This window comes from Allohahella marinimesophila (assembly GCF_039538005.1).
GTDB classification, from domain to species: Bacteria; Pseudomonadota; Gammaproteobacteria; order Pseudomonadales; family Oleiphilaceae; genus Allohahella; species Allohahella marinimesophila.
This window is the reverse complement of sequence record NZ_BAABBO010000007.1, coordinates 136,373-155,827: the sequence shown is the minus strand read 5'-3', so window position 1 is coordinate 155,827 and position 19,455 is coordinate 136,373. Positions and strand designations below refer to the sequence as shown.

At 57.8% G+C, this 19,455-nt stretch carries 19 protein-coding genes; all 19 read right to left on the bottom strand.

Annotated elements, in window-relative coordinates; genetic code table 11:
- Positions 1-24 precede the first annotated feature (24 nt).
- The 19 genes from ABD735_RS06375 to ABD735_RS06285 all read right to left on the bottom strand — a co-directional run bounded on the left by ABD735_RS06375 (position 25) and on the right by ABD735_RS06285 (position 19,218).
- Positions 25-519, bottom strand: coding sequence for a type II secretion system protein (locus ABD735_RS06375; RefSeq protein WP_344804476.1), 495 nt, complete (start codon positions 517-519; stop codon positions 25-27).
- 200 nt (positions 520-719) lie between these two features.
- Positions 720-1,211, bottom strand: coding sequence for a hypothetical protein (locus ABD735_RS06370; RefSeq protein WP_344804474.1), 492 nt, complete (start codon positions 1,209-1,211; stop codon positions 720-722).
- Between the two features lie 6 nt (positions 1,212-1,217).
- The gene (locus ABD735_RS06365) at positions 1,218-2,447 is read right to left on the bottom strand and encodes a type II secretion system F family protein (RefSeq protein WP_344804472.1); all 1,230 of its coding nucleotides are present in this window, start codon (positions 2,445-2,447) and stop codon (positions 1,218-1,220) included.
- A 1-nt stretch (position 2,448) separates the two neighbouring features.
- The gene (locus ABD735_RS06360; protein WP_344804470.1) at positions 2,449-4,215 is read right to left on the bottom strand and encodes a GspE/PulE family protein; all 1,767 of its coding nucleotides are present in this window, start codon (positions 4,213-4,215) and stop codon (positions 2,449-2,451) included.
- Positions 4,212-5,420, bottom strand: a complete 1,209-nt coding sequence (locus tag ABD735_RS06355; protein WP_344804468.1) for a tetratricopeptide repeat protein — start codon at positions 5,418-5,420, stop codon at positions 4,212-4,214. Before ABD735_RS06355 ends, ABD735_RS06360 begins: the two co-directional genes overlap by 4 nt.
- A 31-nt stretch (positions 5,421-5,451) precedes the next feature.
- Positions 5,452-6,297 (bottom strand): ExeA family protein, encoded by an 846-nt coding sequence (locus tag ABD735_RS06350; protein ID WP_344804466.1) that lies wholly within the window; start codon positions 6,295-6,297, stop codon positions 5,452-5,454.
- A 20-nt stretch (positions 6,298-6,317) separates the two neighbouring features.
- The gene (gene mshL, locus ABD735_RS06345; RefSeq protein ID WP_344804464.1) at positions 6,318-8,015 is read right to left on the bottom strand and encodes a pilus (MSHA type) biogenesis protein MshL; all 1,698 of its coding nucleotides are present in this window, start codon (positions 8,013-8,015) and stop codon (positions 6,318-6,320) included.
- 19 nt (positions 8,016-8,034) lie between these two features.
- Positions 8,035-8,460: a general secretion pathway protein GspB gene (locus ABD735_RS06340; protein WP_344804462.1), complete on the bottom strand. Its 426-nt coding sequence runs from the start codon at positions 8,458-8,460 to the stop codon at positions 8,035-8,037.
- Between the two features lies 1 nt (position 8,461).
- Positions 8,462-9,100: a hypothetical protein gene (locus tag ABD735_RS06335; RefSeq protein WP_344804460.1), complete on the bottom strand. Its 639-nt coding sequence runs from the start codon at positions 9,098-9,100 to the stop codon at positions 8,462-8,464.
- On the bottom strand, positions 9,093-9,764 hold the full coding sequence (locus ABD735_RS06330) for a hypothetical protein (RefSeq protein ID WP_344804458.1): 672 nt from the start codon (positions 9,762-9,764) through the stop codon (positions 9,093-9,095). The genes ABD735_RS06335 and ABD735_RS06330 overlap by 8 nt, the downstream gene beginning before the upstream one ends.
- Complete coding sequence (locus tag ABD735_RS06325) at positions 9,764-10,717, bottom strand: hypothetical protein (protein ID WP_344804456.1); 954 nt, start codon at positions 10,715-10,717, stop codon at positions 9,764-9,766. The genes ABD735_RS06330 and ABD735_RS06325 overlap by 1 nt, the downstream gene beginning before the upstream one ends.
- Positions 10,718-10,801: 84 nt before the next feature.
- A complete protein-coding gene (locus ABD735_RS06320; protein WP_344804454.1) occupies positions 10,802-11,023 on the bottom strand; it encodes a hypothetical protein in 222 nt (73 codons plus the stop codon).
- Positions 10,966-11,559 carry a response regulator gene (locus ABD735_RS06315; protein ID WP_344804452.1) on the bottom strand — a complete coding sequence of 198 codons (594 nt, stop codon included), beginning with the start codon at positions 11,557-11,559 and terminating at the stop codon, positions 10,966-10,968. The genes ABD735_RS06320 and ABD735_RS06315 overlap by 58 nt, the downstream gene beginning before the upstream one ends.
- Before the next feature lie 27 nt (positions 11,560-11,586).
- A complete protein-coding gene (locus ABD735_RS06310; protein WP_344804450.1) occupies positions 11,587-13,428 on the bottom strand; it encodes a sensor domain-containing diguanylate cyclase in 1,842 nt (613 codons plus the stop codon).
- Positions 13,429-13,556: 128 nt separating this feature from the next.
- A complete protein-coding gene (locus ABD735_RS06305; protein WP_344804448.1) occupies positions 13,557-14,252 on the bottom strand; it encodes a PEP-CTERM sorting domain-containing protein in 696 nt (231 codons plus the stop codon).
- Positions 14,253-14,710: 458 nt separating this feature from the next.
- Complete coding sequence (locus ABD735_RS06300) at positions 14,711-15,208, bottom strand: hypothetical protein (protein WP_344804446.1); 498 nt, start codon at positions 15,206-15,208, stop codon at positions 14,711-14,713.
- A gap of 2 nt (positions 15,209-15,210) precedes the next feature.
- Entirely contained in the window at positions 15,211-16,554 is a 1,344-nt protein-coding gene (locus ABD735_RS06295) for an HNH endonuclease signature motif containing protein (protein ID WP_344804444.1), read from the bottom strand.
- 223 nt (positions 16,555-16,777) lie between these two features.
- Entirely contained in the window at positions 16,778-17,575 is a 798-nt protein-coding gene (locus tag ABD735_RS06290; RefSeq protein WP_344804443.1) for a sulfite exporter TauE/SafE family protein, read from the bottom strand.
- Positions 17,576-17,586: 11 nt separating this feature from the next.
- Positions 17,587-19,218 carry a gamma-glutamyltransferase family protein gene (locus ABD735_RS06285; RefSeq protein WP_344804441.1) on the bottom strand — a complete coding sequence of 544 codons (1,632 nt, stop codon included), beginning with the start codon at positions 19,216-19,218 and terminating at the stop codon, positions 17,587-17,589.
- Between the last annotated feature and the right edge of the window lie 237 nt (positions 19,219-19,455).

Sequence of the window (19,455 nt, the reverse complement as noted above, 5' to 3'; positions counted from 1 at the left end):
CTCCGGATCGCGGGGCCGTTTTTATCAGCACTTGTTATCTGCAGACTTTGCTGCAGCTACTAGAGTGGCTGGCACTGTAGCGCTTGTTGCTGCTGTGTAGGTCGCTACGCAGGTGCCAACGGTGATTGTACCGTTAGTGGCGTTGTACTGAATGGACTCTCCTTGAAACTGAGCCGCGGTTGCCAAGCCTGCTCGGTCAGGATAACCATAAGCCATAGTGATGGGTTGGCCTTCCAGAGTAATATTAGCATCGGTACCGGGCGCTTCGGAGGCTTTGCCCTCAACAAGCGCCTGTGCATGCGTGATCGCCATTGCTGATCTCGCTGCACCAACAGCGCCATCATAGACAGCTGCATTGGCGTTCTGCGAGAGATCGGCAAAGCGCGGCAGCGCAAACGCCGCCAGAATACCGAGAATCACGATGACCATGACCAGCTCGATGAGTGTAAAACCAGCCTGAGCACCCTTGGCATTGGACGGCATGGCATTGAATGGCGTGTTCATGGGTACAGACTTCATGGCATTTCCTCAACGGTTCAAACTGGATCAATTCATTGATCGTTATCAGGAGTATAGACGCTGTATCTGTGAGTGTTTGTAGCAAATGGAAACAGCCAGGCGTGACTATGTATCCGTGCGCTACGCATAGCTGTATCGGGCTTTCGGAGCGAACGAGGCTTACCTTCATTCACGCAAGTGCATTGAATGGAGAAATTCGCTTACCCAGCGGGCTCCAGAACGGTCACCTTACCGGTCGCAGTATCGTATCGAAGCTCAAAACTGTGACCCGCTTCAAACAGATAGCTGTAATGGCAGCTGCCCTTGCCCGCAGTAGTCACCAGTTGAGGCCAACCATCCGACTGTTTGGGTAGCGCATCGCCCACCAGGCGTTCGAGTACATCGGTACAGCCAGCGGCAGGTTCTGCCATCGCCTCTGCAGCCAGGCCGACCGGGTAGCCTTTGTCGCTCATCTGCAATGACACGAGCGCTTCCAGAGACAGCACCGTTGGCTGATTGCCAGCCAGCCAGCTCGCATGTACTTGCCGTAGCGCAGCTTCCATGACCGCGGCAAGCTTGTGCGGCTTCATCCGTTCAACATCGTCATAAGTGCTGTTGAAGCTGCGCACGAACAAGCCTATGAGTATCAGCACGACAATGACAGCGACCCAGAGCTCGAGGCTGAACACGCCTGCGCGGCGACTCAGCGCCATTCTCGCTCAGCCACCCATCGCTGCGGAGCCGAGATCCCACATTGGCAGGAACACGCCCAGTGCCAGCACCAGCACCATCACACCCATGAACACCAGCAGTATCGGCTCGATGGAGTCAGACAGGCGCTTGAGGGCGTATTCCACTTCCTCATCATAGAAATCGGCCACATCGATGAGCAGGTTGTCGATGGAGCCCGTTTCCTCGCCGACCGACATCATTTGCAGCACAAGTGGCGAGAACATATTCGAAGCTCGCGCGGTGCGTACCAGGGTATCGCCGCGCTCTATACCACTGCGCATTTCAGAAATGGCGCGACCGATATATTTGTTATGGACCGCTTCGGCAACGATGCTGAGCGCTGAAGTGATCGGCAGACCCGCGCCCAGCATCATGGCGAAGTTACGGGAAAAACGTGACAGCGCTACCAGCTCGAAGAGCCGACCAATAATGGGAATCTTCAACTTGAAGTGATCCCACTTGTAGCGACCTTCCGGCGTCTTGATCCAGCGCAGGAACATGACGATGGCGATGACAACACCGATCAGCACGAGCCAGCCATAGTTGATGAGAAAGTCGGACATGCCTACGAGAATCTGCGTCGGCAATGGCAGGTCGGCGCCAAACTGTTTGAAAACGTCGGCAAACTTCGGAATAACGAAGAAGTTCACGATCAAAATTGCGCCGAATATCGCGGTCACCACCATCATCGGATAACGGGTGGCCTGCTTGACCCGCTTTCTCGTATCGCGTTCGAGTTCGAGGTTGCTGGCCAGCTGCCGGAAACCATCTTCAAGCTGACCGGTATTTTCGCCGACGTGCACCATCGATATGAAGAGATCGCTAAAGACTTCAGGATGCGCCCGCATTGCCGTCGCGAGGTTGACGCCGCCTTCAAGCCGGTTGGCGACATCGCGGAGCACTTCTGCCAGCAACTTTGACTTGGTCGTATCCGCCAGACCATGGATGGCTCGAATGATAGGAATTCCCGCTCGCGTCAGTGCGAACATCTGACGACACAGCAGAACGAGTTCGTCGAGCGAGACCGTCGGCTTGAACATCGGAATGCGCTCAAACAGCTCGTTCACATCGAGTTGAGCGATATGCGGTTCGATCGATACCGGCGTGACGCCCTTCTTCTGAAGCTCCGCAGCGATCAACTGCTTGTTCGGGGCCGACAGCAGGCCTTCGACGAGCACACCTTTGCTGTCGCGGCCCTTGTAGGCGAATTCGGCCATCCTAGACGTCGGCCTGCATGGTCAGGGTTGGTTCGGCCTCTGAAAATCCGGCGTCCGCCAGGGAAGCGGTGATTCTGAAGACTTCCTCAAGGGACGTGATGCCCTTCAGCGCATAATCGAGCGCACTCAAGGCGAGCGGCCGGTACAGCGGCGTCTGGCGGGCAGCACGCGTGAATTCGCTCTGGTCTCCACGACGCAGCGCATCGAGCAGGTCTTCATTCATTTCCAGCAGCTCATACACGCCTACCCGGCCCTTGTAGCCCGAGTTGCCACACTGATAGCAGCCCGTGCCACGTACGAATGTCGCATCCGGCTGCAGCGCTGCCGAGGCCTTTGGCCCCAGGCCTCGCAGCCAGACCTTTTCCTGATCGGTCAACTCATGGGTTTTTCTGCAGTCTTCACAGACGCGACGCACCAGACGCTGCGCCAGAATAGCCGTGAGCGCACTCGCGACCAGGAAGGGCTCAGCGCCCATATCGATCAGGCGCATTGCACTGGAGATTGAATCGTTGGTGTGCAGGGTCGAGAGCACGAAGTGACCCGTCATCGCAGCACGGAGGCCGATCTCGGAGGTCTCCTGATCACGCATCTCTCCGACCAGCACGATATCGGGATCCTGTCGCAGGGCAGATCGCAGAACGGTGGCGAAGTTGAGTCCGATCTTCGGATTGATCTGCACTTGAGTGACTCGAGGCAATCGATATTCGACCGGATCTTCGGCAGTGATGATCTTGGTGGCCGGCGTATTCAGTTCGCTGAGTGCTCCATAAAGTGTCGTCGTCTTACCGCTACCAGTCGGCCCGGTGACCAGCAACAGGCCGTAGGGGCGATGTATCAGGATACGCAGACGATCACGCAATACCTGCGGCATACCCGTCGCATCGAGGTTGAGCGTGCCGGCACTCTGGTCGAGCAGTCGCATGACCACCGATTCGCCATACTGCACCGGCATGGTAGACAGTCGCACGTCGATGGAGCGGCCTTTGACCCGTATGTTGAAGCGTCCATCCTGCGGCAGACGTTTTTCAGAGATGTTCAGGCCGGACATGAGTTTCAGGCGCAGGACCAGAGCAGCGTTGATCCGCTTTTCCTTCATGACCTGCTCATGCAGCGTGCCGTCTATGCGCTGACGAATCCGCACCACGTTTTCATCAGGCTCGATATGGATGTCTGAAGCGCGCGCCATGACGGCATCTTCGAAGATGGATTCCAGCAGGCGGACGACCGGGGCGTCGCTGCCGTCACCGGTGGCGGCAATCTGCGCCAGGTCGAAGGCGTCGTCGCCGAGTTCATCTTCGAGCTCACCCGCAATACTGGCAATCTCGTCGGTGCGGCGATAGGCCATGTCGAGCGTATTCAGGAGCTCTGACTCACGAACCACGGCCAATTTGACCGGCTGCTTGAGAATTCGGGTCAACTCGTCGTAGCCGTAGATATCCAATGGATCGGACATGCCAACGAGCAGTGTCCCTTCCTGTTCCGAGAGCACGATGGCACGATAGCGACGAGCGGCGGTTTCAGGCAGTTTCTTCACCAGTTCGGCGTTGAACTGGAAGTTGCGCAGCTGCACCAGTGGAATACCCATTTGCTTGGAGAGGAAGCGCAGCAGGTCATCTTCGGCCATGAAGCCAAGGTCGATCAGGGTTCTGCCGAGCTTGCTACCAGCCTTTTTCTGTTCTGCCAGCGCCTTCATGAGCTGGGCTTCAGTAATGATCTCGTTCTGCACCAGCATATCGCCGAGGCGCATTTTCTTGGCGGGTTCGCTCATCGCTGATCCTGCTGACTGTTGTTCTCGGCCGCGCTCACGTCGAGCACGGTCTGATAATCGGGTGTGATGCCAGCTTTGCCGAGCACTTCAATTCGAGCGGCGGCATAGCTGCGCATGGTGGCGGGCAATCCACCGGCAGAGAGCGCGTTCAGCCAGGCGGCATGTGCACGCCCAGCTTGCCGAAGTTGCTCCAGGGCAATGGCCAGCCCGCTCCACCAGCGCGCTTCATGGGCGATCAGGGCGGCGTCGGCCGTCTTCATTTTCAGTAGCGTGGCATAGAGCCTGGCGGCTTCGTCGTAATGACCCTGTTGCTGCAGTAGACCAGCCTTGAAGCTGAACAGGGCCGGCGCACGGGCTGGACTCGCAATCGAACTCTCGAGCTGGTCAAACAGCGCCAGGGCAGCCTCAGTCTGTCCTGCGGCCTGAAGGGCTCGAGCTTCTTCGAGACGGCGAGCGGCGAGCGTGGCGGCTTTCATGTCGGGTGCAGCAGGAGATGCCGCTGGTGCAGATCGTGGTGGCTTGGCCTGTTGTCGGGCTTGCGGCTGCTCTGGCGCTGTAGGCTTCGATGCCACGGCGGCTGTTTCGCTCACGACCGGTTCAGACACAGGCCCGGCCCCTGCTTCGGATTCTGCCGCCAGGTCTGTCACTATGACTTCAGTTTCACCAACCACCGTCACGGTTGGCTGCCTTGGGTCCTCTGGCGCCGTCGAAGCGGGTCCCGAGCGATCCGTGCGTTCTTCTGTGGTGTAGCCGCTTTCCGGCTCACCCGGTGACCGACCAGCCAGTGCCGCAGTCACTGGCGGAGGATACTGGCTTGCTGGCACCGGGCGCGAGGCTTCGGACCGGGTGAGCGCCGAACCTGGTGCAGTCAGATTCGCAGGCAGCGGCGGCACTGACCTGACCACGCCATCTAACGACTCATCTCGCGGTACTGCCTGTAAATTCTGGTCAACCGGGATACGGTCGAGCGCCTGCCGGCCCATGTCAAGCGAGCGCCAGCCAACGACCAAGGCCGTGATCAGGCTGAGCAGGATCAGCACCCAGACAACGACTCTCATAAGCTGACCGCGTCCAAAACCAGGGCCCGATCGATCCTGTCTGCCAGCGCCGTTGAACAAGCCTGGTGGCACGCCATCTGGCGGCCCTTCGCTGCCGCCTGCATTTCGCTTGTCGAGATCGCGCAGCACATCGTTGAGCAGACTCATCGCGAAGCCTGCATTCTCAGTGAGCGAGCGTTCATGCGCGCTTCAATGACCATGGCCACCTCAGGGGAATGGCGCTCTCGGTATCGCGCACGGCATTGCGGGCATGTCGGGCTTCCACCCGCGTTGAGCCTTCACCATAAGCGCTCAACAGCGCCTTGTGAGCAAGGATATTGATCAGTCTGGGCACACCGCCACTGCTGCGCGCCACCAGTCGGAGGGCACCCTGTCGAAACAGGTCCTGGCCATTGTAGCCGGCCATACTGAGGCGGTGATTGATATAGGCGGGCACTTCCTTCGCGGTAAAGGGCTCGATGCGCTCCTGAAAGGTGATGCGCTGCAGCAGTTGTCGTAGCCGCGGACCGCGCAGCATCGTGTCCAGTTCAGGCTGGCCGAACAGCACCACCTGCAGTAGTTTCCGGGATTCGGTCTCAAGGTTCGTCAACAGCCTGACCGCTTCTATGGTCGCCTCGCTCATGACCTGAGCTTCGTCAATGACCAGCACCACACTGCGACCTTCTCGGGCGTGCTCTATCAGACAGCCCTGAATGAGTCTCAGCAGGTGATGCTGCCCCTCCACCATATCCTTCTGCAAGCCAAGTTCCTCGGCCACCGCACGATAGAGATCGAGCGGGTCGAGCTGGGGATTTGGAATGTAGGCGGTCACGAATGGCGGCTTCAGCGCATTCAGCAGACGTCTGCAGAGGAGCGTCTTGCCAGTGCCCACCTGTCCGGTCACCTTGATGAAGCCCTCCCTGCCCCTGAGTGCATGGATCACGGTGGCAAACGCCCGATCATGGCTCTGCGCACGCAGATAGAAGCGCGTGTTCGGCGTCAGTGTGAATGGCAGGCGGGCCAGCCCGAAGTGCTGCTCATACATGCTGTACTGGAGCGTCCCCATTATGGCCTGTAATCATTGTCGATTCGCTTGCGCAGGGCTTCGTAGCGCAGACCTGCCGCTTCGAGGTCCTGTCCGATCGTGTCAGCGTCGCCAATCGAAGGCCGGATCAGAATGACCAGCTCAGTCTTCTCCTGGGCCTGGCGTTTCTGGGTAAACATTTCACCGAATATGGGTATATCGCCAAAGAACGGCACCTCAGCCTGTTCATCACGAGTCACATCACGAATGAGACCGCCAATGACGACAACCTGGCCATTGCGGGCCTTGATGACGCTGTCTGTTTCTCGCACGGTGCTCAGCGCCAGCGGCAAAACAAGGTTGCGATCGCCGATACCGATGATCTTGGTCTGATCCTGGACTTCGCTGACTGTCGGGTGAACGTGCAGTGTGATGTCACCGAACTCGCCGATCTGCGGGGTGACATCCAGCGCGATGCCTGAGAAGAACGGCGTGATCTCGACGTCGGTCGTCTCGTCGTTCCCAACCAGACCGCTCTGGTTCGAGTTGGTTTCGATGCCGGTGACGAAGAATTCATCGGTACCGACCTTGATCACCGCTTTCTGATTATTGAGTGTGGCAATACGCGGGCTCGAGAGCACCTGTACCGAGCCCTGGGTCGAGAGCAGATCGAAGAAGGCGGAAAAATCATCGATACGCAATGCTGCACTGAAGACACCGGCGGCGTCGCCAAGCGATCGGGCCGTCTGTCCAAGTCCAAGGCTCTGAGTCGGCAGGCCCTCTGCATCGACGTTAGAGGTGAACTCATCGAAGTACTGCCAGTTGATGCCCTGCTGGAAGCCTTCGCTCAGCGTGACCTCCAGAATCTTCGCCTCGAGCACGACCTGACGCTGCATGATGAGTTCCGACTGGGTCAGATATTCGCGCACGGCACGTAGTTCGTCTGGCATGGCCTTGACCAGCACGATACCGGCGTTGCCATTGGCAATGATGGTTCTGCCGTCACTGGTGCCGACTATGGCCACCAGCGCACGTTCGAGCGAGGCCCAGAAGTCCGACTCTGTGCGCGTGGTGATTCGCGACAGTATGGTATTGACCGATGACTCACCGCCCTCACCTGATTGTCCGGATTGGTTACTCGAGCCGCCGGAGCTGCCGGAGCTGCCGACGCTGCCTGAGAGTTGTCCAGAGCTCACGCGAATATCCGAAGCGCCGGAGCGATTGATATTGAGATAGTTGATCTGGAAGATTTCGGCTTTCATGATCGCCGGGAAGACCTGATAGATGCCGTCGGACTGTCTATAGTCGTAGCCGTACAGCTCGCGAGTCAGGTTCATGACCTGCTCGACAGTCACGTTGTTCAAATCCAGGCTGATGCTGCCTTCTACCGAGGGATGAACGACCATGTTCTGGCTCGTTCCTGCCACGAGACCATTGAAGAAATCCCGTGCAGGCAGGTCCCGAACGGACACGTCGAAGCGTTGGGCGTCGTCACCGGCTGGCGCGTCATCCAGTAGCGCTGCGATCACCTCGGCTGGCGGGGCTGGCGGGCTGATGGCATTGACCTCCGCAGGCTGTGAAGCACTGGCTTCAGCCAGTACTCGTTCCATCCGCGCCGTATTGTCGGTGCTGACTGGTTGCCCGGGATGCTTCAGCTGACCCGGTCCGGTGCAGGCGCCGAGCGCTGCACAGAGCAGCGTCGCGAGGCTGCGTGCACCAAGCTTGTTACTACAGGTCATTGCGTACTCCGGGTAATGATCATGGCTGAGTCCTTGATGGCTTCCTGACAGCACCACCAGCAGTCGACAGCCGGGCCGTCCACTGCTGGCCCTGCCAGCTCAGTCGAACGCCGTCAGCGCTCACACGCTGAACTTTCACGCCTTCGATGGTGTCGCCTTCAGCGACGCTGCGGCCATTGATGATGGCGAGCCGACGCGCCGACGATATCAAGATGGAATTGATCGCCAGCTTCGGCCGGGCCACGGCTGCACTGGATGCTGCCCTGGGCCCTGCACGCCAGTTCAGTGGCCGGGTCGGGTCCTGGATCTCCATGCCTTCAATCATCTTGCTGGCAGGCGGCGCCTCGGCTGCCTGACTAATGGGGATACACATCAGGCCGAGGGCCAGGACCCCCACAGAGGGCAGTGTCCTCAGGCGAAAACGAAACGCTCTTTTGATTCGCATATCAGACTCCCAGCCAGCGCTCATCGAGCCCCAGCGTTTCGAAGTCCAGCGTCAGGCGCGCGGAGGGATAGTCGTCGACTTCATACTGCAGCGACAGCAAACGCAGTCGACTCTCGTCCCGCTCTATTCTTTCCAGGTATTCAAGTGCACTGAAATAGTCGGTATCGATGACGATGCGGACACGATGACTATAGAGCACGGCAGCAGATTCGCCTTCGCCCTGCTGAATCTTCAGCGTTGGCAGCTTGCTGACCTCGCGAACCGAGTAACCACCCTGGCCCTGCAGCAGATCGATCAGCACTGCAGTAATTTCCTCTGGTGAGACCAATCTCGACAGGTTCGCACGAAGCTCGTCTTCACGTTGGTCGAGTTGTCGCTGCAGCTGTTCAATCTCCTGTCTGAGTACGACATCAGGATCGCGATCGACAGCGGTCTTGAGCACCTGAAGCTGCTGCTGAAGCGTTTTCGAGTTCTCGATGGTGGTGGCGATCGCTGTCTTTCGGACGGCATCCTTTTCCCACAGCGGCGCCCAGACAAACTCCATGGCGATGAACAGCACGAGCACAAGCACGGTCCCAAGCAGTATCACTTTCTCGCGGACTGACATGACCGACAGGCGTGCACTCCACTGCTTAAGCATCGTCTGCGTCCTCGGTATGGGTATCGACGCTGAAGGCCCTGTAGGGACCAGAGCCAGAGCTGTCACTACTACGACGTGCGTCAAGCCCCTGGCCACTCTTCTGCCCGTCAGGCTGGTCGAGACTCAATCGAAAGCCATTGAAGGCACGTCCGGCAAATGCCGCTTCCTTGCCCAGTGCCTGCAGATACCTTGGCAGTAACTGTGGCTCAGAGGTCTGCCCGGCAAGCTGCAGGCGAGCGCCGCTGTTCTCGATCACGATCTCCTCGAGCCAGAGCGCGCCGGTGGTATGCTTGCCAAGCGCCAGCAATATGGCGAAGAAAGAGGCGTCTGCTCGCTCGTTCAACAGCCGGCCCTGAATTGTGCCAAGTAACATATTGGTATTTTGCAGACGCTGCTGCAGTGTTTCCTGCTGTGCTTGCAGACCGGTATCACGCGCGCGCTGCTCCAGGGTCTGGGTCAGCTCGCTGACTTCGAGCTGCAGCCTGGTGGTGTCCGGTTGAAGCGCCAGAAGCTCAGTCTCACCGATTGAGTCCTGCCACATGAGTACGGCGCTGTAGATGAGAATGAGGCCGACTACGATGCCAAGACACCAGGCCATGCTGGCCGGTGAAAACCAGTCTCTTTTCGGTCGAAAGGCTTCGGTGTACAGGTTGACCTGCTGCATCAGGCACCCCCGCTCGCCAACCTGGCCTGACCGCGCAATGCAGCCCCGCAGGCTACCCACTGCCCGGCAGATGGTATGACAGCCGCTGCGACGCCGGCCTCCGTGGACGGTAGTGGGAGCACTTGCAGTCCAAGTGTGTCGTCGAGCGCCTTCAGCATCTGTTCTTCGTGCAGTTCCGAGGCTGCGAAAAGGCGACGTGGCGGGACCTGGCCAAGCTGGCTTTCGACATAATCCAGCGATCGCTGTACTTCGAGTGCGAGTTGCTGGCCGGTCGCGCCCTGACGCTCCGGGTCACCCAGACCTTCCATATCGGCATCGAGGCGACGTGTCAGGTAGAGATTGCCATCCTTGACCAGCACCAGAATGCCGCCATGTTCCCGCATGATGAGACAGGCCAGACCGATGCCCTTGGCTGGTGGCTCGGCCGACTGAATCTGCAGCAGCAGGTTGCGTAGCGCCAACTCCGTAATATCGATGGTATCCAGTTTGAGACCGCTGCTCTCGACGAGCGTGATGAGATCCTGCAACACGGTCTTGCGGGCGCTGACAACGTTCACCTGAGCAGGTCGTCCTCGCAGCGCATCATCAGGAAATTCGAACGCTTCGACGATGGCGTCGTCGAGGTCGTAATCCAGCAGATCACGAATCTTCCAGCCAGCTGCTGCGCTCATTTCGCTGTCATCGACAGGTGGTCGTTCGATTTGCTGCAGCGCGTAGAATTCAGGTGGCAACACCAGGTTGCAGGCAGCCCCCTGTAGCTTGTGGCTGGCGACATACTCAGTAAGCTGTAGAAGTCGCTGCGCAGGCTGGGCGGCGATGGTATCCACCCGCAGAATCTGTGCATCAGATTTCGCCGATGTAGGCGTTGTGAGCGCGAGCACGATAGCGCTCGGTCGGATTTCGAGGCCGACAGACTGGTTATGCTTGCGCCGGAACGGCCACGATAGACTCAAATGCCTACTCCACGAACGACTGAGTATTTCGATGTAAGGTCAGTTCAAGACTAGCTCAGTAAGCCATTGTTGCAACTGAGAAGACTAGGCGTAGCGAATGGTCTGAATGGCTGCGAGGAGGCGTGTGGGCCTGATTGGCTTGCTCAGCACCCTGATGTCGGGCTCGGACATGGACAGATGGATGTCGCCTGTGAGGATGATGATGGGGAAGTCGGGCCTGAGTCGCAAACGAATCGCCTGAGCGAGTATCAGACCACTGCTGTCCGGCAGACGGTAATCCAGCAGCGCCAGGGCGCTTCCTGCCATTCCCTGCCTTCCTCGAAAATGGTCTGACCATCAAGCAGCTTCACGCAGAGCCCGGCGAGTCGCGACAGATCGATACGCTTGGATATCGCCCCGAGGGCACCGAGTCGTCTTGCCTTGTCGACGATGATGCTATCGACCTGTCCGGTGATAATAACGACCGGTTGCACAACTCGCCTTCGCCGCAATTCTTCAAGCACGGCGAAGCCGCTGATTTCTGGAATGTGAAGATCGAGGAAGACGAGGTCGTAGTCCTGACTAAGCATCAGCGACTGGGCTGCAGCGCCGGTGCCAGCGATATCGAGCCGAGCGTGGGGAAACATTCGTTCGATCGCCGAGCGAAATCCATGAATGAACAGCGGATGATCCTCGACGAGCAGGAAAGCGTGCAGGGACTCATCGATATGGGGATCATCACACTGCAGCTGGCTCGGTGCCTCGACAGGAGGTCGCACACCACAGGCATGCTGTACCTGATCAGCCATCGGTTCGGACATGTAACCCACCTGCCTGTCATTATCGGGATGTCTGACAATCATACAGACCCCCTGGATTGACAGCTGGATTCAGGTCACGTTTTCTGATTCAGGCCCGGATTCCACCCGATTGCGACCCGCATGCTTGGCGAGATAGAGATTCTGGTCAGCCATATCCATCAAGCCGCTGGAATCGGTACTGCCATCCGGGATCAGCGCAGCGACCCCAATGCTGGCCGTTATGCGCAATTCGAGGTCTTCACTCGCAATGACCATGGCCGCCAGCGCCTTCAGGATTCGATGCCCGAGAGACACAGCGCCGACTATCTCTGTATCAGGCATCATCACAATGAACTCCTCTCCGCCAAAACGGGCGACTACATCCTGAGGGCGGCGGCCCTCGTGCTGTATCGACTGTGCGGCTTTCACCAGGCAAAGGTCACCAATGAGATGGCCATGTTCGTCATTGACCTGCTTGAACTGATCGAGGTCTATCATCAACACCGCAAGGCTGCGACCTTCGCGCTGAGCCCTTTCGAAGGCGGCTTCAAACAGCTCATCGAAGGCCCGTCGATTGAGCAGCCCGGTCAGCCCATCGGTCATACTGATCCGTCTGAGTTGTCGATTCGCCGCTTCGAGCGCTGCCGTTCGTTGCTGTACCGTGCGATCGAGCTCCTCATTCGCCTTGATCTGATGATCAAGCAGGGCCTGTTTCGAGTCCATTGAATCCCGTTGGGCCAGCTCGCGCATGCGGCGTTCATGATTCATGCGATAGGCCAATGCAAACGACAGCAAAATAGCCTCCCCGACTGCAGCGACCAGAATGATATTTTCCGTAAACCAGTTTCGTGGCAGCAGGCCAAGCTTGTTCAAGGTGAACATCAGCCCACTGGTCAGTACAAAGCCCCAGGCCAGAAGAAAGTATCGGGCGCTATGATAGCCATCCATAGCCCGCACTACACCCGCCACAAGTCCAGCGACGATAGCCGTCATCATGAGCCAGCTCGTCGGCGCGATGATCGTACCATATGGCAGTACGAAGCTTGCAAAAAGCGAAAAAGCTGACAGGCCTGCGATACCGAGCAGTGCCGCAGATAGTCTGGGGCGGGCCTGGCGTACGGCCAGAAAGCTATGCAGGAACAGGACGCCGAAAATAACCATACCGTTGATGGCGACGAGGATGCTGATATCGTTCCAGGACGTGGCCTCCGGCCATAGCATTCTGAAGGTGATTCCCTGAATGCCGCCGATGACGGCCGTCATCGATAGCAGGTACATCACGTAATAGAAGTAGCTGATGTCACGGACAGAAACGAATATCAACAAGTTGTAAATGGCGAGCACGATCATCGCGCCATAGAAAAACGCATTGCCAAAGGTTTCGGCAAAACTGTGTGGCAGTATTCGAGTCTCTGGCCAAAGCCTGAGTGGCACCTGCACAGAGGAGCTGCTCTGCACACGAATCAACAGGTCTACTGGCTGGTCGGGCTGGAGCGTGAGTGGCACCATGAAGGTCGTGTACTCGATCGGCCGCTCTGCGAAACTGAAACGATCACCCATGCGTTCATGCTGAGCCGGCTCATCCTGGCGATAGATATAGACATCCACGTAGTCAAGAACCGGGTAGCCGATCTCGAGCAGGTACGGCACCGACGTTTCGCCCGCCTGCACCAGAGAGAATCGTAGCCAGTAGACCGAGGGTGTGTAGCCAAAATTCAGCTCAGCCTGATCTGAGCGCTGCCATAAGATGCTCGCGTCGCTTCTTACTGTAGCATTGTCGAGAACGCCATTGGGATCCTCCAGATACTGGAGATGCTCGCCAAGCTCCACCGCGTTAGGTGCGCCTGCGGAGAGGACGACGGCTGCGGGCATCTCGCTATGGGCGGAGACGCCTACAGCCATGCACCACAGAAACAGGAGGAAAAATCGCATAGACGTTCCGTACCAGACTACAAGGATAACTGATTAAATGTGATGAACAGGGAAAGTCTAGCCGACTAAACGTAAAAAGCCCCTCATAGAGGGGCTAGAAAACAGGAGGGATGACGTAGGCTATAGCACTACTTCCTTTGGCGAGACAGTCTCAGCGCAGCGATGCCAAGCGCGAGCAGACCTATGGTCGACGGCGCTGGCACATCGAGACCGACGCCAGGACCAAGGTCGAAATTGATGTCCCAGTGGTTTGGCTCAGTGAACAATGCGTCGCCGTTGGCCGAGTACATGTCCAGCCAGACTGATCCACCAAACGCTTCGGTCTTGTCATTGGCGCCTGTACCATACTGGAATACTGGCTTTGTACCGATATTATCGGGCGCACCGACCAGGCGGGCGAAATATTCAACGCCACCGACGGTGATGGAGCTGTCTTCGGTCAGGTTGGTATAAAAGGCCCAGTCTGCAGTATTGGCGGAACCGCCAGTCTTGACTGGCGAATAATCAGTCGTGAAACCAAAGAGGTTGAGGCTGATGGTCGCTTCGATGCCATAACCGTTGGTAGCCGTACCAGTAAAGCTGGCAGTGCCGTCATCGAATGTGGTGAAGTTGGTGCCAGGATTGATGCTGTAATGGTAAGAGCATGCTGAACCTGACCCGAGCGCCAAACCGTTAGTCCAGAGGCCATATTGTGCACCACCACAGGAACTGGCGACTTCACCCTGGTCGAACGCTTCGTAGATTGTTGCTGCAGAGACTGAAGCGGAGAATGTCACCGCCAGTGCAGTAGCAGCCATACCTTTAAAAATGCTTGAGCTAGTCATAATAAACACCTTCGTAACTGAATTATTGTGAAACCAATCCGGTCCTGTTTTTGCAGATGATCATCCATGTCGTCCGTCATCTGCAGTTACGACGAGTAGTACAGCAAATCTATGCGTCTGTAACAGAACGTAAGCAACACCCATACCAAAGCGCCAAGACATTGACCAATAAAGGTTTTTGTCTTCTCAGTCGGCCGTTGCCGATGGCGTTTTCGTAAAGAATGTGGACGCGGGGTTTACGCAAATTCATGAATCTTTCATGGTTGTCGGCCGAGATCGATCGGTGACGACGGCCGTGAGCCTGGCAACTGCGCCTGCAGCCCCCTAGCCATATGGCCTAGAGCTTTTCGACGAGCAACGAAAAAATGCGGTCAGACGTTACAACAGCAAAAGCTGCAGAAAAAATGAATGTATATTTTCCTGACGGCGGCTGATTCTGGCAGCCACCGTTTTCACCGTTATCCTGAAACTAATGCGCCGTACGCTACTGTCTTGTGGAAGGGCTCATTGAAGCCGGTATTGGATATCTGGATCGATTGGTCGCAACTGAAACGCAGACTCCTCGTTCGGCTCACACACTTGTCATGCCAGTGACTGTAGATCAACAAGCCTTCGACCTTCTTGACGAGGCCCTCGTTGAGGCGCTTGTCCTGCAGCGTCAGTGTTCCAAGCGTCAGATGCCACACGGTGTCAGGATGCTTCGATTTCAGATCTTTCAGGCGCGTCAGGTGATCGTTATTCCTGTGACGGGTCGAGACGAACTGGGAATACACCATTCCGATATAATACGATTGCCACTCACGCTCGAAACGGCCAACGATGGCATAGAAATAGGCCGTGTCCTCGTCAGCGGACATACCCGTGGGCAGCATGTCTTCCGAAAGCGGTGTTGACCAGTTTATCGTGGCCCGGAGGTCTATCTCTTTTTCGTGAGCCCATCCAAGAATATCAGGCAAGTTCAATCCTCATTTACCAGATACTCATCCCAGATCAACTCGGCGAACTGAGGATAATCTACCAGGGGGTTCCGATTGCCCTGGAATTCGAAGGCGGCCGAATTACGGTCTCGCTCCTTCTGGCTCACCGGGTCAGCGGCATGCCAGCGCACTAGCATGCGGAGATACCATGGTTCGAACGGTTGATCATGAGCGCCGGAGAGCGCTGCATCACCCTCTGGGCTGAGACCTTCCCAGCCAGCGATGAGATGCTGGTATCGGATCGCCATGTACAGCTGCGCCCGCGCCAGATCGCCCTTGAACTCTGTTCTCGGCTCGAACACGGTGCCGCCATAGCCGAGCGACGAATGCCCGGGCCCCACCTTCGAGCCGTTGGCGGTGACATAGCGAACAGAGCCTACTTCGCCATACGGATAGCTGCTGCGGATACCGTTGACGTAGCCATCCACGGCGAAGATGTGGTGCACATCCGAATTCATTGGCTCGCTCCGCCCGAACCAGCTTTTCGGGAAGGAATGCTCGCGATTATAGCAATCGCCCTCGGCTCGATAAGTACCGCACTGATCCAGGCTCTTGCGGAAGCTGTGTGGGTCGTTGGTGGCCGGATTTTCCGAGTAGATATCAAGAATTGAGCCATCATTTTCGTAGTAACGGTCAATGTCATGATTGAGGAAGAACGACCAGAGCGCAGCATAGCCGCGGTTGATCTGGGTGTTGATGATGTCGAATAACGCTTCTTTGAGCTCAGCGCCGCGCTTGCCCTCAGCAGCGCTGTAATAGCGGTCGAGCGGGCCGGTGCCGGGCTCACCTGGCTGCACAATGGAGGCGACGGGTGCGAAGCTGTCGACGTACACGAGCTCCGAGCCATCGAAGCCTGCGATATCATAGAATCGAAGGCCGACTTCAATAGCGCCACTCTGCTCGGCACGATAGCGATGCGACAGTTTCTGCCAGCGCCCCGTCAGAGTGGGGTCGCTATAGTTCCGGTAGCCGTCGGCATACAGACGGGCTCGCACACCGCCTTCGGTATGCCGGACCCAGACCGCAAACTCATACACCTGTCCGGCTTCGACAGTTAGCGCCTGTCGAAAGTCGGTGTTGCCCTGGTTATTGGTAGTGACGAGAACAGAAGCCGCCGCCCCGCCCTGGTGGCGGATGCTGGTGGAACGCGCGAGCACGATACCGCTGTCGATCGTGGTCCAGCTCTGCGGTTTCTGCCCGTCCCAACGCTCGAGATCAGCGTTCTCGATTGCCGCGAACGCTGCAGTGCTGCCGAGAGCCAGTGCGGCGAACAGGCAAACGAGCAGCTTCCGGAGACGTATGTCTGGTGTTGTATCGAACATCATCAGCCTGTTCAGAAGGTCGGCCTGTGAAAGCGCCGCAACTCAAAATCGGAGGTTTAAGAGTAGCGGCTGATCGTGCCAGTTTAAAGTAATATTTATCAGCAGGATAAGACAGCTACTTCATATTGATCCTCACCATGCTGATGCAGAGAGATCTCACACTCGAGAAACTGCCCCATCACGGCCATGTTTGTCAGCAGTAGATGGCTGACGCTCAGGCAAACCATCACGCCAGGGTTGACCACAGCATGCTGCTGGCGACGAAAAACAGCAGCCCCCCGAAGACGCGCTTCAGGGTTTTTGCCGGGAGCTTGTGGGCGATGGCCACGCCGAGCGGCGCCATGAGATAGGTCATGACAGCCACGGACAGCGCCGCTGGCAGGTACACGTAGCCGAGCGACCATTCGGGGCGGGCTGTTGCGTCGAGTCCGGCGATCACGTACCCCAGCGTACCGACTGTAGCAATCGGCAAGCCGAGCGAACTGGCCGTCGCCGCAGCGCGCTGCATCTGTACGTTGAAGAACACAAGGGTCGGTACAATGATATTACCGCCCGCGATGCCCGCGAGCGCCGAGGCCACACCACATATGAAGCCGATAATACCGGTGCCCACGGGTCCAGGCAGTTGACGCTCCGGCTTTGGCACCCACTGGCTCAGCATGATGATCGACACAATCAGAAGGAAGACCGCGATGCCCTGCTTCATGGCCAGCGCAGGCAGATACTGGGCGATGAAGCCACTGCAGAAGCCCCCAAGAACGACGACTACGCTCCACTGGCGGAAGATCACCCAATCGACGGCATCCCGCTTCATCTGCGCGCGCATCGCAGACAAGGAAGTAAAGATGATACTGGCGAGCGAGCTGGCCACCGCCATCACCGTTATGACTTCTGCAGGAAAGGCCTGCCAGGTGAACAATGCGATCAGAACGGGCACGATAATGACACCGCCACCTATTCCGAGCATACCGCCCATGACGCCTGCGAAAGCGCCAAGCAGCAGGTAGGCAAGAATGTACATCATGAAAATTTCCTCTAGTCGGCCTGGCCGAGACTGGTGAGTGGGTTGTCATTGATTTGTCCACGGAGATCATGGACAGCTTCTTTCCGACCGTTGCTGGCGATCGATATGATGCCGGCCTGGCCCATGAACAGATTGTGCTGAGGAAGTACTTCCACGTCGTGCCCGAGCGCTTTCAGGCCTTCGATGGTCGCTTCGCCGACACCAGCCTCAAGCTTCAGATTGTCGCCGCCATCGAAAAAGCTGCGGCCGAGCAGGAAGCGGGGCATGGCAATCGCCGCTTCCACGGGCGTGCTGAAATCGATGAGCTGACTCGCCAGCACCATTTGTGTCTGCGGCTGACCGTCGCCACCCTGCGTGCCGAAGAACAGCCGTGAGCCATCGTCGGCCAGATAGCATGACGGGTTGAGGGTATGGGCGGGGCGCTTGCCTGGTGCCCAGGCATTTGGATGCCAGGCATCAGCGTTGAAACCGGCCGCACGATTCTGCCACAGAATCCCGCTATCACCCAGCACACACCCTGAACCAAAGTCATGGAACAGGCTCTGGATCAGACAGGCGGTTCGGCCTGCCTCGTCCGTCGCGGCCATCCAGACCGTATCGGCTGGCTGACCGATTGCTGGCCACGGTGCCGCGTGCTCAGCATCGATGGCCTGAGCATAGGCCTGTAGCTGGGCGGTAGCCAGACTATGCTGGTAGTCCCAACCGCGAACTGCAGCAGACGACCTGAAGGCCGGGTCGTGCAACTGCCGATTACGACGTATCAGCGCCGGTTTGATGGCCTCGACGAGCTGATGGAAATAAGCCGCAGTGCCGTTACCCAGTCCTGACAGCTCGCTCTGCCCGACTGCGCCCATGGCCTGTAAGGTATACAGCCCCTGGCTCGGCGGGGCAGTGTTGAACAGTCGGCCCTCGCGATAGCGAATCGACAGTGGTGCGGCTTCGAAGGCGCGCGTAGCCTTGAGGTCGGCCAGTGTCAGCCCGCAGCCAATATCGTCGAAGGCCGTGGCCAGCTCGTGAGCTATTTCTCCGATATAGAAGTCGTCGATACCGCTGGCGATCAACTGCCTCAAGGTCGTCGCCAGGTCTCGCTGAAAGAAACGGCTTCCCGGGGTCAGCCATTGCCCATTCGCGTCTCTGCAGATCTCATCTAGATCGGGCAGCGTCTCGATGAGCGGCTTTCTGTGCCCCAGCCAGAACAGGTGGGAAATACTCGGTTCCACCCCTTGTTCTGCTGTCTCGGCCGCCCCAGACAGCAGATCTTTCCAGCTACGGTTCGAGCCCCATTCGGTTTGACTGATCTCATGAGCAAGCTTCCAGCTCGCGAGCGCTCCAGCTGTTGAGGCCACCGAAGCTGGGCCCCGCAATGTGATGCGGCCGCCTTCAGGTAGCTGATGGCCCGCCTGCCCAACCCCGACGATCGTTCGCACACCCTGATCAGGGGCGCTGGATTGCGCCGGGTCGTGCAGCAGCCAGAACGCATCGCCACCCAGCCCACTCATATGCGGGAACACGGCTGAGAGCATTGCACTGGCAGCCAACATAGCATCGATAGCCGACCCGCCTCGATCGAGCTGGTCCATCCCTGCCTCGGAGGCCAGGGCATGCGGCGTACAGATAACGCCTCTGCTGGAACATGCCTTCATACTGCCATCAACCCGCCTGTAAGGTGTATGCACTTGCTCCGCAATATCTGCGCCATATACCGACAGCTGGGCCCAGGCCTCGGTTTCAAAGGGATCTGGCAGGTTTCATTCACATGGCAGCTCCGGCAGACAGACCTCTGACGCCCTGAAATGTAGCCGCTGACACTCACTACGCCCCTGAAACGGGCACCCGCCACATCAGCGTGTGCGGCCGATTCAGTCTTGCCATCGACAAAA